Raw genomic sequence first — 14694 nt, 5'->3', positions numbered from 1 at the left:
CTATGACCATGTCACCGCTCGGCTCGACTATGCGGCTGATCCGCCCCGCTCCAAACGTGCTCGGCTTTTATGACGGCCGGATAGAGGGCGTTCGCGGCTGGTCGGATCAGCCCAATTGGCTCGATGACGGCGCCTATGCCCTTGGCATTTGCACCTATGCAATTGTCGATGGCTCGGAAGCGCTTGTCTATGACACGCATATTTCGCTTCAGCACGCCCGGATCATCCGGCAAACGCTAGAGGGTATGGGAGTCACCTCGATGCGGGTGGTCCTCAGTCATTGGCATGATGATCATGTCGCCGGCAACGAGGTGTTCCGGGATTGCGAAATCATCGCCAACAACCTCACAGCCTCTGCTCTCGCAGAGAACCGGACCAAACTGGAAAATGAGAACCCGCCGATCAGACCCCTTATCCTTCCGAATCGGACATTCGACGGCAATCTCGACCTCATGGTCGGGTCGATAGCGGTCGACCTTCGGCACGTCGAAATCCACAGTCACGACGGTACCGTGTTGGTCATGTCCAGCGCCGGTCTGCTCTTTGCCGGCGATACGCTTGAAGATCCGATCACTTATGTCGGCGAACCGGAACGGCTGACTAAACATCTGGACGATCTCGAACGCATGGCCGGCTGGACCTTTGACCGCATCCTACCCAATCACGGTTCGTTGCAGATGATCCAATCCGGTGGGTACGGTCGCGAGTTCATTGCCGCTACCCGATCCTATGTCGAAAAGCTACTTCGCTGCCGACACGAGCCCGATCTGGTGAGGCAAGATTTGAGAGCCTTCGCTGCCGAAGTGTTCGCCTCCGGTGCCGTCGGTTATTTCGCGCCATACGAGGCCGTTCACCGACAAAACGTTGAGGCCGTGGTGGCTTCGGGGACTGCCAGCTGAACATAAGAAAGGCGGCGCCTTTCAGCGCCGCCTTTGCCTTGGGAGGCTATCAGTTTAGTTGGCGGTCTTGGCTTCGATCTGCTTGGCCTTGGCCGGAGCCGAGGTGATCGCGATCTTGCGCGGCTTCAACTCCTCGGGAATGTTGCGCTTGAGGTCGACGAAGAGCAGGCCGTTCTTCAGCGCGGCGCCGACGACTTCAACATGGTCGGCAAGCTGGAAGCGGCGCTCGAAAGCCCTGGAGGCGATGCCGCGATAGAGCAGTTCGGAACCTTCGCCCGTGCCCTCGTCCTTGCGCTCACCTTTTACCGTCAGCACGTTGCGATGGGCTTCGATCGAAATCTCCTCGTCGGAGAAGCCGGCAACAGCCATCGAGATCCGGTAGGAATCCTCGCCGGTGCGCTCGATGTTGTAGGGCGGATAAGTCTGCGCGCCATCGGGCTGCGCAAGCGAATCGAGCATGGTGAAGAGGCGGTCGAAGCCGACGGTCGAGCGATAAAGCGGGGAAAAGTCAACGTGACGCATGAGGTGTTCTCCTGTTGAGCAACATGGTTTGCGTATGGCCGGTGCGAAACCCTTGAGCGGCGTTTCGGCTGGACCAGCGGCCCCGATATTGGCGACCGCATCCGACATTTGGGGAGCGCTCGAAGGCATTTCAAGATTTCTCCTGCCGGCAAAAACCGTGCGGCTGTTCGTTGATGAACGGCAGATGAACCAAAGCTTCGGCGCGCGTTCAGACAGCCGGCGCTAGAGTAGGCCCAAGATCAAGGATTGGCGGCGCGCCGGACGATGAACCGTTCTTGAGACGCCGCAACGAGGCCGACCGGGGTGTAACGTCCCTTCCTCCCGGATCGACAGAGGCCGGAAGCACGCTTTCAAGCGGCTTCCGGCCTTCCCCTTTGTGGGTCTCGCGTCACCGGGAATTCCTTTGCTTTTGGCGCATGGGCGTCTATCACCTTAGCGGAGCCAGCCAGCACGGGCGGGCACGAGCACGAAGCGCCGAATGACGGATCTTGTCCAAGACATCCCCCTTTTTTACGAAATCGAGGGCAATCCACGACCGGAAAACGCCAGCGGCGGCTTCTTCACCACCCGCGACCGCAAGAAGATCCGATACGGCCTGTTCGGCGCGGTCACTCGCCCGTTGAAGGGCACCGTGGTCGTGCTCACCGGCCGCAACGAGTGCATCGAGAAATATTTCGAAACGATCCGCAATCTTGCCGACCGTGGCTTTGGCGTCGCCACCCTCGACTGGCGCGGCCAGGGTGATTCTTCCCGTCTGATCCGCGATCGCCAGCGCGGCTATGTCCGCAGCTTCCGCGACTACACCGCCGACCTTGAGCAGTTCTTCGAGGAGATCGTGCTGCCCGACTGCCGCGGCCCCTACTACATCCTCGCCCATTCAGCCGGTGCGGTGATCACGCTGCTTGCCACGCCGTCGATGGTGAACCGCGTGCGGCGCATGGTGCTGATCGCACCATTCCTGACCGTGCCCGACCTGCCGGTCTCGATATCGACGGTTCGGCGCGTCTGTTCGTTCTTCTGCGCGCTCGGCCTTGGCAGGCTCTATGCCGCCTGGGGTCCACGGCCGAAGATGCCGGCCCCTTTCGAGACCAACAAGCTGACGTCCGACCCGGTGCGCTACCGGCGCAACACGCGGATCTACCAAGAGTACCCGCAGCTGGCGCTCGGCGGCCCGACCATCCGCTGGCTGCAGGCCGCCGCCAAAGCATCCGAGGCTGTCAGCGACCCCGACTTCATGGCTCGCATTCAGGTCCCCATGCTGATAATCGCCGCCGGCGCCGACCAGGTCGTCTCGACCAAGGCGGTGGAAGCCTATGCCAGGCGTCTGCGGCTCGGTTCACTGCTGATGATCGACGGCTCCCGCCACGAAATCCTGCAGGAGGCCGACATGTACCGCGAGCAACTCCTCGCCGCCTTCGATGCCTTCATTCCCGGCAGCGACGATCCTACGGCCTGACAGACGCCGATCCCCGGCTCACGCCTGGCGGGCGAACTCCATGACCCAGTTGGTCTCCCAGCTCGTGCCGCCATCGAGCGAAAAGGCCTGTTCCCAGCGCGCCGAATTCTCCATCATCCGTGACCAGAGGAAACGAACCTGGATCGGCCGTCCGTCGAAGACGTCGTCACACAGGAACGTGCCGACACCGTCGGTGAACGCGCCGCGCACCGGCACGTCGATGGTCAGCGGGTTGCGGCCATCGATCCACCAGATCGACCATTGCCGTGTCGCCGGATCGAAGGTCCGCACCGTTGCGGCACGATAGGCGCCGTCCGGCAGCTCGATCACATTGTCGTCGACATTGCCAAGACCGCCGAGCAGCGGACGCACCTCGCATGTGCCGCCGAATTCGTCCCAGTTGGTATCGCTCGCAAGGCGCTTTTGCAGCCTTCGATGGCTGACATTCCAGCAGCCGAAGAAGAAGTCGAAATCGCTGCGGCCGTCCGCCGGAATGTCATTGGCGTGGCTGGCTGTTGATTGTGTCGGCATGTCTCGTCCTCCTCTGGAAAGGCCCCTTCCATAGTCGGTCCCTACTGACACCCTGTTGTCAGTAGGGATGGGCCGGCGCTGCCCGCGCACACAAAGTGCTAAAGAATCTGACAGCCCGCGCCGTCCCGCAGTGCTCATCTGTCCGTGTCGAACTGAACGCCATGGAGATGAGATCATGACCGAGAAAACCTGCGCCGCCTGCGATTGCCAGCTGGACGCCAACCCGATCCGCGTCAAGGTCGGCGGCAAGACCGTCGAAGTCTGCTGCGAGGAATGCGCGCAAGCGCTGAACGAAGCCGGCGCCTCGGCAGCCGGCACTAGGGAGGACTGAGCGATGCGCCCTGATCATACGGCGACGCAATGCCTGGCCGGCACGGCGCCGACGCAGGCGCCGGCAATCCGCACCGTGACCATTCGCCAGACTTTGTACGCACAATTCATTGCGACGGCTGGCTGGATCAGCAGTCAGATGGAGAGGCGCCGAAGCCGCCGCGCTTTGCTCGAGATGACCGACGACCAACTCAAGGACATCGGTCTGTCGCGCGGCGAAGCCTACTTAGAATTCACGCGCCGGCTGTGGGATTGATGCATACCGCCGAAAAGTGGTCCCCGTTTTGGGGCGACGACATGCGTGAAACAAAAAAACTCAAAGCGCGTCGCGTGAATCCATTTTGACGCGACGCGCATTAAGAAGCGGCCTGCCTGGAAGTCTCCTGACAGGAATGGGCGGGCCGATTGCGTAGAGTGCCGATGCAGGACCCATGGCCCGGCAGAGGAAAACAACGCAATGGCCATATCCCAATTCACGGCCCAGCTGCTTCTCGACACCGGCACTGTCAGAGTGCGCGACGTCGCCTGCAGCGGGCAATGCCGGCACAGGAGCGAGGAAGAGTGCACGTCGGCGACGCATCTGGTATTTCCCTATCGCGGCGTCTTCGTGCGCCATGTCGGCCGCAATGATGCGGTCGCCGAAGCCAATCAGCTGCTGTTCTTCAACGAGGCGGAAGCCTATCGGATCAGCCACCCCGTCGACGGTGGCGACGCCTGCCTCGATCTCGTCGTCGAGGAGGCTCAGCTGCTGGAGCTGGTGCCGAAGGAGCAATTGCGCAGCGGCGCGACCCCGGCGTTCCGTCGCCAACGCCGGCGCATCGACCCACGGGCGCAGGCTTTGGTGGCTTTGCTGCGCCACAGCTTGAGCCGCAACATAGCCGAAACGCTCGAGGCCGAAACCCTGGCGCTGACGCTGGTGCGGCGCTCTCTCGGCGAGCGGACCTCGCATGTCGCCGGCGCCAGCCCGGGCCGACAGAAACTGGTCGACCGTGCCAAGCTCGTTTTGTCCTCGGATCTGTCGCGACGCTGGACTCTGGCCGAAATTGCCGCCGAGGTCGGCGTCTCGCCGGTCTACCTGACGCAGATGTTCCAGCAGGTCGAGGCCATGCCGCTCTACCGTTATCATTTGCGCCTGCGGCTGGCGCGCGCGCTCGACCTGCTTGGCCGCTACGACAATCTGACGACGCTGGGCATGGACCTTGGCTTCTCCAGCCACAGCCATTTCAGCTCCGCGTTCAGGCTGGTTTACGGCCGCACCCCAGCGGAGTTCCAGCGCTCGATCAAGCCGCGCTGAAGCAGTTCAGGAAAAGTCAGCCTCGGAGCGCAGCCATCGCCGCCGCATGCAGCTCCGGCGTCGCCGCTGCCACGACATCGCCGCCCTTCTCCGCCGGCCCGCCATCGAATGTGGTGACCACGCCGCCGGCCTTTTCGATGATCGGGATCAGCGCCACGATGTCGTACGGCTTCAATCCGGGATCGGCGACGATATCGACGCTTCCCGATGCGATCATGGCGAAGGCATAGCAATCGGTGCCGTAGCGGGCGAGTTGCACCTGCTTTTCGAACTGGTCGTAGCGCTCGCGCGCCTCGCCCTTGAACAGTGCCGGCGTGGTGGTGAACAGAGTCGCGTCGGCGAGCTTCGTCGTCTTGCGGGTTGTCAGCTTGCGCGGGCCACCCGGCCCCTCATAGTGAGAGCCCGAGGCGTTGGCGTAGTAGAGCTCGCCGGTGAAAGGTTGCGACATCATGCCGGCAACAGCATCGCCGTCGACCGTCAGTCCGACCAGCGTCCCCCACACAGGCAGGCCGGAGATGAAGGCGCGCGTGCCGTCGATGGGGTCGATCACCCAGACATGTTTGCTCGAAATGTTTTCGCTGCCGTGCTCCTCGCCAAGGATGCCATGGTCGGGATACTCAGCCGATATCAGCGCCCGGATGGCGCGCTCGGCCTCGCGATCGGCTTCGGTAACCGGGTCGAAACTGCCTTTTTCCTTATTGGCGACGGCGCCCTGGCTGCGGAAGCGCGGCAAGGTTTCCGCCGCGGCCGCCCGCGCAATGCGGCGCATGAAATCGATGCTGATATCCAACTGATTCTCCCGCATTGCAGCATGCCCGAGCCGTGCTCTGCCGCCAATTTCCTGCCTAAACAAGGGCGTTCGACGATTTTTCCGCTGCGGCACCTGTTGCCCGGATGTCACACAAGCGTCACCGAAAAGCAATTTCCACATCAGAGTGAATTAAAAAAGCCTGAAGGTCGCTTGACATTTGTGCAGCGCACCATACCCTCAGCCTCGGACAGGTTTTCCTGTCCATGCCCTCCTTGGGCGTTTCCTCCCTAGACTTCGACCGTATCGTGCAAACGATGCGGTCTTTTTTTACGCCGGAGCACCCCGGACCAAGGTTTCACTCCGCCGCCAGCGGCAGGTCGATGAAATGATGGTCCGGCATTGCCATCAGATCCGCCGAAAATCGCGACAGATCGTCGGCCAGCGCGTCGAAGCCGGCGGCCTTCTCGAATGTCCGCTCGTTCATGTAGAGCCCGCGATTGACCTCGATCTGCAGGGCGTGGAGATGGCGCGCCGGGCGGCCATAGTGCTCGGTGATGAAGCCGCCGGCATAGGGCTTGTTGTGGGCGACGGTGTAGCCCATTGCGGTGAGCAGGCCGATCGCGGTCTCGGTCAACGCCGCGGTGGCGGAGATGCCGAAACGGTCGCCGATGATGAAGTCGGGCCTCAAGCCATTGTCGCCGACGCGGATGCTCGCCGGCATCGAATGACAGTCGATCAGCACGGCAAAGCCGAAGCGCGCATGGGTCCTGGTCAAAAGCCGTTTCAGCGTCTCGTGATAGGGCTTGTAGACGGCCTCGATGCGGGCGACCGCTTCGGACAGCGGCAAGCGGCCGGAATAAATATCGAGCCCCTCGCCGACCAGCTTGGGCACCGTGCCAAGCCCGCCGGCCACCCGCGCCGAGCGGATGTTGCAGAACGACGGCACCGGCTCGGCGAACATGCGCGGATCGAGTTCCCACGGCTCGCGGTTGACGTCGAGATAGGCGCGCGGGAAATTAGCCGCCAGCATCGGCGCTCCCAGCGCCACGGCGCCGCCGAACAGTTCGTCGACATAGCAGTCTTCCGAACGGCGGATGGCGTTGCGGTCCAGCCTTGCCATGGCAAGGAAGCGCTCCGGATAGTAGCGGCCGCTGTGCGGTGAGTTGAAAAGGAAGGGGACGCGCTGCTCGGCGCCCGAACGGACTTCGAAGGGTGGAAAGACCGAAAAATCCTCGGCTGCAGTCTTCAATTTGTGCGAACCCGCAAACACCAGTGCATCATCATGTGAAGGTGCCACCTTGCTGGCCGCGTGTCCAGCATTTCAGCGGCAGCACAGGCCGGGCAAATATGGTCCATCCCGGTTCTCGTTCACTTGATGTTTACCCTCACCTCCTCATATACAGGATGGTTAACGGGCTTGCCCAACGGCAATCTCGAGCGGGTGATTCGGACGGGATATCATGGCACGCATTCTTCTGGCGGAAGACGACGACGATATGCGTCGATTCCTCGTCAAGGCGCTGGAGCGCGCCGGCTACCAGGTCAGCGATTTCGACAATGGCGCCAGCGCCTATGAGCGGCTGCGCGAGGAACCGTTCTCGCTGCTTCTGACTGACATCGTCATGCCGGAGATGGACGGCATCGAACTGGCGCGCCGCGCCACCGAGATCGATCCCGACCTCAAGGTCATGTTCATCACCGGTTTTGCCGCCGTTGCGTTGAATCCGGATTCCAAGGCGCCTAAGGACGCCAAGGTGCTGTCGAAGCCGTTCCACCTGCGCGACCTCGTCAACGAGGTCGAAAAGATGCTGCAGGCGGCCTAAGCCGCTTTCCGAGCCAATGCATGTCGCCCAAAAGTGGCCCCGATTTTGGGAGAACGACATGCATGAAAACAAAGACCTGAAGCGCGGCGCTTGATTCCGTTCAAACGCGACGCGCTTTAGGCGTAAGCACCCTTGTCACCGCTGCGGCGAGACGACGCCTTCTTTCCTTTTTCCTGCTATTGACGCGCTGGATCAAAAATGGTGTATGCGCGGCTTCGGATGGGCGTGTAGCTCAGCGGGAGAGCACTGCATTGACATTGCAGGGGTCACAGGTTCAATCCCTGTCACGCCCACCATCCAATCCCAGACGATCAATACGTTGCGCCGAGTATCCGCTGGCCAGGCATCCAAGGGCCGGCTAGCCCTGCTTTTCCTTGTAGAGCAGCAATTCGGGCCGATATTCGAAATGCATGGTGTCGTAGTGATACCAGCGCCCGCCCCAGATAAAACCCTGCCTTTCAAACAGCGTGACGATTGATAAGGGAATGCGATTCTTGAACGGGATACGGCCCTTGTCATCGGGCTTGTTCCAGAACCAATAGTCGGAATAACCGACATTGATATCGAATGCAGCGCCGAAGGAATGGACGCTGAGCTGATCCGTGCCGGCGATGACCCGCCAGTTGAAACCGCCGCCTGGCTTGAGGCCGTAGCGGCTCATGTCGGCGGGCAACTCCTGCAAGGCATTCGAGATTTTGGAGAGGCGCGCGTCGACACCGAAGAGCGACGTTATCCGAACCGGATACTTGCCCAGTTTGGGCAGCCATTTGACGGTCGTCAAATGATGGCCGACCGCCGCGGCACTGGCCCTATAGAGTTTTTTGAAAAAAGCCTCGTTGCGAATCCGCCCGGGATCGAAATCCACGTCGGGGATAAGGTCTCCGGCACTGGCTGTCGGATAAACGTAGTGGAACATGTCCTCGATATCGGGGGACTTGATCAACTCCTCGGGCGTGCGTGCCTTGCCATCATCCCACACCATCGTGGCACCATCCGACCACGTCACTGTATTGCCCGAGATGGTAAAAAGGCCAGGGTAGGCTTCGAGCAGCGCAGCCTTGGCGTCAGCCTGATCGACGCCATCACCGCCTTGCGCAACCGATAAGGGAATCGCCGCCATCAAAACCACGAAAACGATGGAAATCCTTGGCTTCATCGCCAGCACGGCCCCCGAAATCGCACGCCTACCATTTCGATCATAAACGAAAAGGGAATGTGATCAGGGCACGAGCCCACATTTATCCTGAGATGCCCGCGACGGCACACAAACTTCTCATCCTGGCAACCGCCAGCTCCGGATCGGCAAGCAACCCGGCTTGGTCGGCAAGGCGGAAGACATCGGCATAGTGGCGGATACCACGCGCCGACTGCATGCCGCCGACCATCTCGAAATGATCCTGATGGCCGTTCAGCCAGGCCATGAAGACGATGCCGGCCTTGTAGTATTCGGTCGGCGCCTCGAAGATTTTTCGCGATAGCGGCACGGTCGGCGCCATCAGCGCGTCATAGCCGGCGCGGTCGCCATCCGCCAGCTTCGCCAGCGCCGCGTTGGCGACCGGCGCAATCGCATCGAAAATGCCAAGCAGCGCGTGCGAATGTCGTCCGCCGTCGCCGGCAATCAGTTCGGGATAATTGAAGTCGTCGCCGGTGAACATGACGACGCCGTCCGGCAGCCGATTCCTGAGCGCGACTTCCTTGCCGGCATCGAGCAGCGAGATTTTTATCCCCTCCACCTTGCCGGCGTGGCGTTCGATGATGGCGACGACGGTGTCGAGCGCAGACTCGAAATCGCCGCTGCCCCAGTAACCTTTCAGCGCCGGATCGAACATGTCGCCCAGCCAGTGCAGGATGACCTTGCTGGACGCTTGGGACAGGATGCGGTCGTAGACACGGGCATAGTCGTCCGGGCCCTTGGCAACAGCCGCCAATGCGCGGCTGGCCATCATGATCGCCTTGCCGCCCAGCCCTTCGATGAAAGCGAACTGCTCTTCATAGGCGGCGATGACATCGTCGAGCGTCCGGGCGGCGCTTGGCGTCAGGTGGTCGGTGCCGGCACCAGAAGCGAGATCGGCGCCTTCGACGGTGCGCGCTTCCGCGATCGAGCGGCGGATCAACTCCTGCGCATTAGTCCAGTCGAAACCCATGCCGCGCTGCGAGGTATCCATCGCCTCGGCGATGCGGAAGCCGAGCCGCCACAGATGATGACGGAATGCCATCGTTCTGTCCCAGTCGACCACCGGCTGCGACCACGGATCGGTCATCGCCAGCGGATCGGCAACGACATGGGCTGCAGCATAGGCGATGCGCGAAAACCGCGCGCCGACCACCGGCTGCACCGGTTGGCCGACCAGAGCGTAGCGGCTGCTGCGGCCACCCTCACCAGGCAAGACAATGTCCATCGTTCTCTCCCTATCGCCGTGCCTATAAATGGAACGTTCCAATAAATCAAGAACCTTTACGATTCAGAGCTCATTCGCGGATAAATGCTGCGCCGCAACACAGAAAGCCTTATGGAATGGGCTCGCTGGCCTCACCGGATCAATTTTTCGAATCCGGAAAGAACCTCGATTGACTCCAGATGAGGTTAGTGATTAGAACGTTCCAATAGATCGGCTTGAAAATCAGGGAGGATGCATCTGGATGGCCAGCCGGGCCAAGGCAACGATATTCGACATCGCCCGCGAGGCAGGCGTGTCCAAATCGACGGTGTCGCTCGTGCTCCAGGGCAGCGGGCTGATCCGGCCTGAGACCGCGGTCAAGGTTCGCAAGGCAATCGAGGATGTCGGTTACGTCTACAACCGTGGCGCCGCCAATCTACGCAAGGCTCACTCCAACGTCATCGGCATGGTCATCAACGATCTCACCAATCCCTTCTTCGCCGAACTGGCGGTCGGCATGGAGCGCGTCTTCCAGTCGGCCGGCATCGTGCCTTTCATAGCCAACACGGCGGAAAATCCGGTGCGCCAGGAAGAGGTGCTCAAATCGCTGATGGAGCAAGGCGTCGCCGGCCTCATCGTGTCGCCGGCGCGCGGCACCACGCCGGGCGCATTCCGCCGCCTGGAGATGGCGGGCGTTCCGGTCGTCTTCGCCATGCGCCGGCTGCCCGAAAGCCGCATTCCGGTGATCACGCCCGACAATCATCGCGGCGCCTACCTGGCCGCCGCCCATCTCATCGGCAAAGGGCATCGCCGGCTGGCCTTCTTCGGCGGCTCGGCCGACCTCGTGGTCTATCAAGAGCGGCTGGGCGGCTTTCGTGAAGCCTGTGAGACGCTTGGCATCGCCGCCCGCGACATGACCGTGATCGAAGGCGAGACCAGCCGCAGGGGCGGCATCGCCTGTCTGGATACCGCTCTCGCAACATCCGAACCGCCGACCGCGGCACTCTGCTTCAACGATGCGGTCGCTTTTGGCGTCATGCTGGCGCTGCGCAAGCGTGGGCTTGAGCCCGGACCGGATTTCGCCGTCGTCGGCTTCGACGACGTGGTCGAGGCCGAGCACTACATGCCGGCCTTGACCAGCGTCTCGGTGGACACGGCCGGCCTCGGCGAACGCGCCGCCCATGTCATGCTTAAGATGATCCAGTCGCGCACGACGCGGGCCGAAGATCATATCGGTGCGGTCAATCTGGTGGTCAGGGAAAGCTGCGGCCCGGATCGCCGCGCCCAAAACAGGCCCGCAGGAATGGGGGATGCGGCATGAGCGTCAGATGGGGCTTGATCGGCGCCAGCACGATCGCCAGACAGTTCATGATCAATGCCATCCGCGCACAAGGCGATGGCGAGATCGCGGCGGTCATGAGTTCCAATCCCGAGCGCGCTACGGCCTATGCCGCGGAAAACAACATCCCGCTGGCTGTTTCGACGCTTGACGCTCTGCTTGGCGCCGACATCGACGCGGTCTACATCTCGACCACCAACGAACTGCATCTCGAGCAGGCTTTGGCCGCAGCCAAGGGGGCAAAGCATGTGCTGTGCGAAAAGCCGCTGGCGCTGACCAGCGACGGCGCGCGCACAATGGTCGCCGCCGCGAAGGCAGCCGGCATCGTGCTCGGCACCAATCACCATCTGCGCAACGCCGGCGCGCACCGCGCCATGCGCGAAGCCATCGCCGCCGGCCGCATCGGCAAGCCGATCGCCGCGCGCGTCTTTCATGCCGTCTACCTGCCCGAGAACCTTCAGGGCTGGCGCATCACGAAGCCTGAGGCAGGCGGCGGCGTGGTGCTCGACATAACCGTGCACGATGCCGACACGCTGCGCTTCGTGCTCGGCGACGATCCAATCGAAGTCTCGGCCTTCACGCAGTCGGCCGGCATGGCCGGCAGCGGGCTGGAAGATGGGGCAATGTGCATCTGGCGCTTCAAATCGGGAGTCATCGCCCAGTCGCATGAAGGCTTCACCACCAAATTCGCCGACACCGGTTTCGAGGTGCATGGCTCCGAGGGCTCGCTGATCGCCAGAAATGTGATGACGCAGAAGCCGGTCGGCTCGGTGACCTTGCGCACGGCAAAAGGCGAAGAGGACCTTAGCTTCGACCGCGAGGATCTCTATTCCCGGTCACTGCGTCAGTTCCACGCCGCGATCCGTGGCGAAGGCCAACCTTCCGCTACCGGCGAGGACGGCATCTGGTCGCTCGCCGCAGCCGAAGCGGCCCTTCAATCGGCCGGCTCCGGCAACGCCGTCAAGATCGACCCGAAACTCGGGAGCAGGAATTGAGCAAGGTCGTTTCCGCCGCCGAAGCCGCAGGCCTGATCAAGGACGGCATGGTCGTGTCCGTCTCGTCGTCGAGCGGTCTCGGCTGCCCGGACGCGGTGCTGGCCGCGATCGGCGAGCGCTTCGACAGCGAAGGCCATCCGAAAGACATCACCACGCTGCACCCGATAGCTGCCGGCGACATGTATGGCATCAAGGGCATCGACCATTTGGCCAAGCCTGGCCTGTTGAAGCGCACTTTGTGCGGCTCCTATCCGTCGGGCCCCTCCTCGTCCGAGCCGCCGCAGATCTGGAAGATGATCGGCGACAATTCGGTCGCCGCCTACAATGTACCGTCCGGCATATTGTTCGACATGCACCGTGAGGCCGCCGCCAAGCGTCCGGGTGTGCTGACCAAGGTTGGCCTCGACACTTTCGCCGACCCCCGCCACCAGGGCTGCGCCATGAACGCGGCCGCCAGCGAGCCGATCGTTTCGGTGCAGCAGTTCGACGGCGAGGAATGGCTCTATTTCCGCTCGATCGTGCCGCAGGTCTCGATTATCCGCGCCACCACATCGGACGAGCGCGGCAACCTCACCTACGAGCATGAGGGCGCCTATCTTGGCGGCCTGGAGCAGGCGCTCGCCGCCCGCAACAATGGCGGCGTCGTCATTGCCCAGGTCAAGCGCGTCGTCGAGAACGGCACGCTGAAGCCGCACGACGTGCGCGTGCCGGGCGTGCTGGTCGACCACATCGTCGTCGCGCCCGACCAGTTGCAGACGACGCTGACGCCCTACGATCCGGCAATCTCGGGCGAGGTCTTCCGGCCGCTGTCGAGCTTCCGCAACGCCGAAATGAACGTGCAGAAGGTGATCGCGCGCCGCGTCGCCTTGGAACTCCGCCACGGCATGGCCGTCAACATCGGCTTCGGCATCTCGGCCAATGTGCCGCGCATCCTCCTCGAGGAAGGCCAGCACGGCAAGGTCACCTGGGTGATCGAACAGGGTGCCGTCGGTGGCGTGCCGCTGCTCGACTTCAAGTTCGGCTGCGCTTCGAACGCCGAGGCGATCATGCCCTCGCCGCACCAATTCATCTATTTCCAGGCCGGCGGCTTCGACGCGTCGCTGCTGTCCTTCCTACAGATCGACCGCCACGGCTCGGTCAACGTCTCGAAACTGTCCGCACGGCCGCATGTCACCGCCGGTGCCGGCGGCTTCGTCGACATCACCGCCCGGGCAAGGAAGATCGTCTTCTCGGGCTTCTTCAACGCCGGGGCGAAACTCTCCTTGGCCGATGGCGGCATCCGCATCGACCAGGAGGGCAAGGTCAAGAAGGTGGTCAACGAGGTCGAGCACATCTCCTTCTCGGGCAAGCGCGCGGTCGCGCAGGGACAGGACATCACCTATGTCACCGAGCGTTGCGTGATGAAGCTGACGCCGGAGGGCCTGGTCGTCACCGAACTCGCACCCGGTATCGACCTGCAGCGCGACGTGTTGGCCCAGGCCGAGATCCCGCTCGGCGTCGCCAAGGATCTCAAGACGACACCGGCAGCGCTCTACCTGGACCAGCCGATCGGGCTGTCGCTGAATGGCGGCGCCTCGCTTGGAGGCGCGCATGGCTGAGCGTCTCGTCACATTCGAGCAGGATGGTGCCATCGGCATCGTCACGCTGCGCCGGCCGGAGAAATTCAACGCGCTTGATATTCCGATGCTGCGGGCGCTGGAGGCAGCGCTGGACGAAGCGGAGATGGCGGAAGTCGTTCGTGTCGTGCTGCTGCGCGGCGAAGGCAAGGGCTTTTGCGCCGGCGGCGATGTCGAGGCGTGGGCGCAGATGAGTGCCGCCGACTTCCAGGTGCAATGGGTCCGCTACGGCCATCGTGTCTTCGACCGGCTGGCGCGGTTGCGGCAACCGACCATCGCCGTGCTGTCCGGCCATGCGCTGGGCGGCGGGCTGGAGTTGGCGGTCGCCTGCGACTTCCGCGTGGCCGAGACACAGGTGAAATTGGGCTTCCCCGAAACCTCGATCGGTGTTGTCCCCGGCTGGTCCGGCACACAACGCGCAGTGCGCCGGTTCGGCGCGCAGACGGTACGGCGCATGGCGCTAGGCGGCGAGATTCTGCTCGCTCCCGAAGCGCTGGCGCTCGGCGTGGTCGACCGGGTGGTCGAAACCGGCAGCAGCCTGACCGAAGCCAGGGCCTGGGCCGAAAAGATCGCCGAGCGCGGCCCGCTGGCGACGGAAGCCGCCAAGCTGATGATCGCGGTGGCCGAGGGCGAGGAAAGTGCCGCGGCGACGGAAGCGCTGGCCAGCGGCTTCATCGCCCTGACCTGCGATCTCAAAGCCGGCGTCGGCTCTTTCAAGACCAAGCAAAAACCAGCATTTTCAAGATCCTGAGGATTACAC

At 62.6% G+C, this 14694-nt stretch carries 16 protein-coding genes and 1 tRNA gene; 11 read left to right on the top strand and 6 right to left on the bottom strand.

The genetic code is table 11. The features are described 5' to 3' along the window. Positions 1–2 precede the first annotated feature (2 nt). A complete protein-coding gene (locus tag AC1DYW_RS25285; RefSeq protein WP_477227998.1) occupies positions 3–899 on the top strand; it encodes an MBL fold metallo-hydrolase in 897 nt (298 codons plus the stop codon). Between the two features lie 54 nt (positions 900–953). On the opposite strand, the gene AC1DYW_RS25280 is transcribed toward AC1DYW_RS25285, so the two are convergent. After that, the gene (locus tag AC1DYW_RS25280; protein ID WP_023759726.1) at positions 954–1421 is read right to left on the bottom strand and encodes an Hsp20 family protein; all 468 of its coding nucleotides are present in this window, start codon (positions 1419–1421) and stop codon (positions 954–956) included. Between the two features lie 478 nt (positions 1422–1899). Between AC1DYW_RS25280 and AC1DYW_RS25275 the strand changes: the two genes are divergently transcribed. Continuing rightward, positions 1900–2877, top strand: coding sequence for an alpha/beta fold hydrolase (locus tag AC1DYW_RS25275; protein ID WP_477227997.1), 978 nt, complete (start codon positions 1900–1902; stop codon positions 2875–2877). Positions 2878–2895: 18 nt separating this feature from the next. On the opposite strand, the gene AC1DYW_RS25270 is transcribed toward AC1DYW_RS25275, so the two are convergent. Then, positions 2896–3408, bottom strand: a complete 513-nt coding sequence (locus AC1DYW_RS25270) for a DUF1579 domain-containing protein (RefSeq protein WP_477227996.1) — start codon at positions 3406–3408, stop codon at positions 2896–2898. A gap of 175 nt (positions 3409–3583) precedes the next feature. Here AC1DYW_RS25270 and AC1DYW_RS25265 point away from each other — a divergent pair, with 175 nt between their 5' ends. The 3 genes from AC1DYW_RS25265 (at position 3584) to AC1DYW_RS25255 (ending at position 5032) form a co-directional block, all read left to right on the top strand. Next, positions 3584–3739, top strand: coding sequence for a hypothetical protein (locus AC1DYW_RS25265; RefSeq protein WP_167392101.1), 156 nt, complete (start codon positions 3584–3586; stop codon positions 3737–3739). Between the two features lie 3 nt (positions 3740–3742). Next, positions 3743–3994: a DUF1127 domain-containing protein gene (locus AC1DYW_RS25260; protein WP_477227995.1), complete on the top strand. Its 252-nt coding sequence runs from the start codon at positions 3743–3745 to the stop codon at positions 3992–3994. A gap of 207 nt (positions 3995–4201) precedes the next feature. Next, positions 4202–5032 carry a helix-turn-helix transcriptional regulator gene (locus AC1DYW_RS25255; RefSeq protein WP_477228092.1) on the top strand — a complete coding sequence of 277 codons (831 nt, stop codon included), beginning with the start codon at positions 4202–4204 and terminating at the stop codon, positions 5030–5032. Between the two features lie 16 nt (positions 5033–5048). Here the strand turns inward: AC1DYW_RS25255 and hisN are convergent, their stop codons facing one another. Then, positions 5049–5822, bottom strand: coding sequence for a histidinol-phosphatase (gene hisN / locus AC1DYW_RS25250; RefSeq protein WP_095084986.1), 774 nt, complete (start codon positions 5820–5822; stop codon positions 5049–5051). 316 nt (positions 5823–6138) lie between these two features. After that, entirely contained in the window at positions 6139–7080 is a 942-nt protein-coding gene (locus tag AC1DYW_RS25245; RefSeq protein ID WP_477227994.1) for an N-formylglutamate amidohydrolase, read from the bottom strand. A gap of 163 nt (positions 7081–7243) precedes the next feature. On the opposite strand from AC1DYW_RS25245, the gene cpdR reads away from it, so the two are divergent. Both cpdR and AC1DYW_RS25235 read left to right on the top strand, forming a co-directional pair. Further along, complete coding sequence (gene cpdR, locus AC1DYW_RS25240) at positions 7244–7606, top strand: cell cycle two-component system response regulator CpdR (RefSeq protein ID WP_006199474.1); 363 nt, start codon at positions 7244–7246, stop codon at positions 7604–7606. A gap of 221 nt (positions 7607–7827) precedes the next feature. Next, positions 7828–7902: transfer RNA gene (locus AC1DYW_RS25235), tRNA-Val, on the top strand. Positions 7903–7964: 62 nt separating this feature from the next. Here the strand turns inward: AC1DYW_RS25235 and AC1DYW_RS25230 are convergent. Together AC1DYW_RS25230 and AC1DYW_RS25225 are read right to left on the bottom strand one after the other, a co-directional pair. Continuing rightward, positions 7965–8762 (bottom strand): M15 family metallopeptidase, encoded by a 798-nt coding sequence (locus tag AC1DYW_RS25230; protein WP_477228091.1) that lies wholly within the window; start codon positions 8760–8762, stop codon positions 7965–7967. Between the two features lie 82 nt (positions 8763–8844). After that, positions 8845–10005: a dihydrodipicolinate synthase family protein gene (locus AC1DYW_RS25225; RefSeq protein ID WP_477227993.1), complete on the bottom strand. Its 1161-nt coding sequence runs from the start codon at positions 10003–10005 to the stop codon at positions 8845–8847. Positions 10006–10246: 241 nt separating this feature from the next. Between AC1DYW_RS25225 and AC1DYW_RS25220 the strand changes: the two genes are divergently transcribed. The 4 genes from AC1DYW_RS25220 to AC1DYW_RS25205 are packed head-to-tail and all read left to right on the top strand — an operon-like array spanning position 10247 to position 14685. Beyond that, positions 10247–11305 carry a LacI family DNA-binding transcriptional regulator gene (locus AC1DYW_RS25220; protein ID WP_477227992.1) on the top strand — a complete coding sequence of 353 codons (1059 nt, stop codon included), beginning with the start codon at positions 10247–10249 and terminating at the stop codon, positions 11303–11305. Continuing rightward, positions 11302–12318 carry a Gfo/Idh/MocA family protein gene (locus AC1DYW_RS25215; RefSeq protein ID WP_477227991.1) on the top strand — a complete coding sequence of 339 codons (1017 nt, stop codon included), beginning with the start codon at positions 11302–11304 and terminating at the stop codon, positions 12316–12318. Before AC1DYW_RS25220 ends, AC1DYW_RS25215 begins: the two co-directional genes overlap by 4 nt. Beyond that, positions 12315–13916, top strand: a complete 1602-nt coding sequence (locus AC1DYW_RS25210; RefSeq protein WP_477227990.1) for an acyl CoA:acetate/3-ketoacid CoA transferase — start codon at positions 12315–12317, stop codon at positions 13914–13916. The genes AC1DYW_RS25215 and AC1DYW_RS25210 overlap by 4 nt, the downstream gene beginning before the upstream one ends. Further along, on the top strand, positions 13909–14685 hold the full coding sequence (locus tag AC1DYW_RS25205) for an enoyl-CoA hydratase/isomerase family protein (RefSeq protein ID WP_477227989.1): 777 nt from the start codon (positions 13909–13911) through the stop codon (positions 14683–14685). The genes AC1DYW_RS25210 and AC1DYW_RS25205 overlap by 8 nt, the downstream gene beginning before the upstream one ends. Positions 14686–14694: the final 9 nt, after the last annotated feature.

It is taken from the genome of Mesorhizobium sp. P2_D5 (assembly GCF_056404355.1).
Note: the sequence above shows the minus strand (reverse complement) of the source record. Positions and strands in the feature narration are given on the sequence as shown.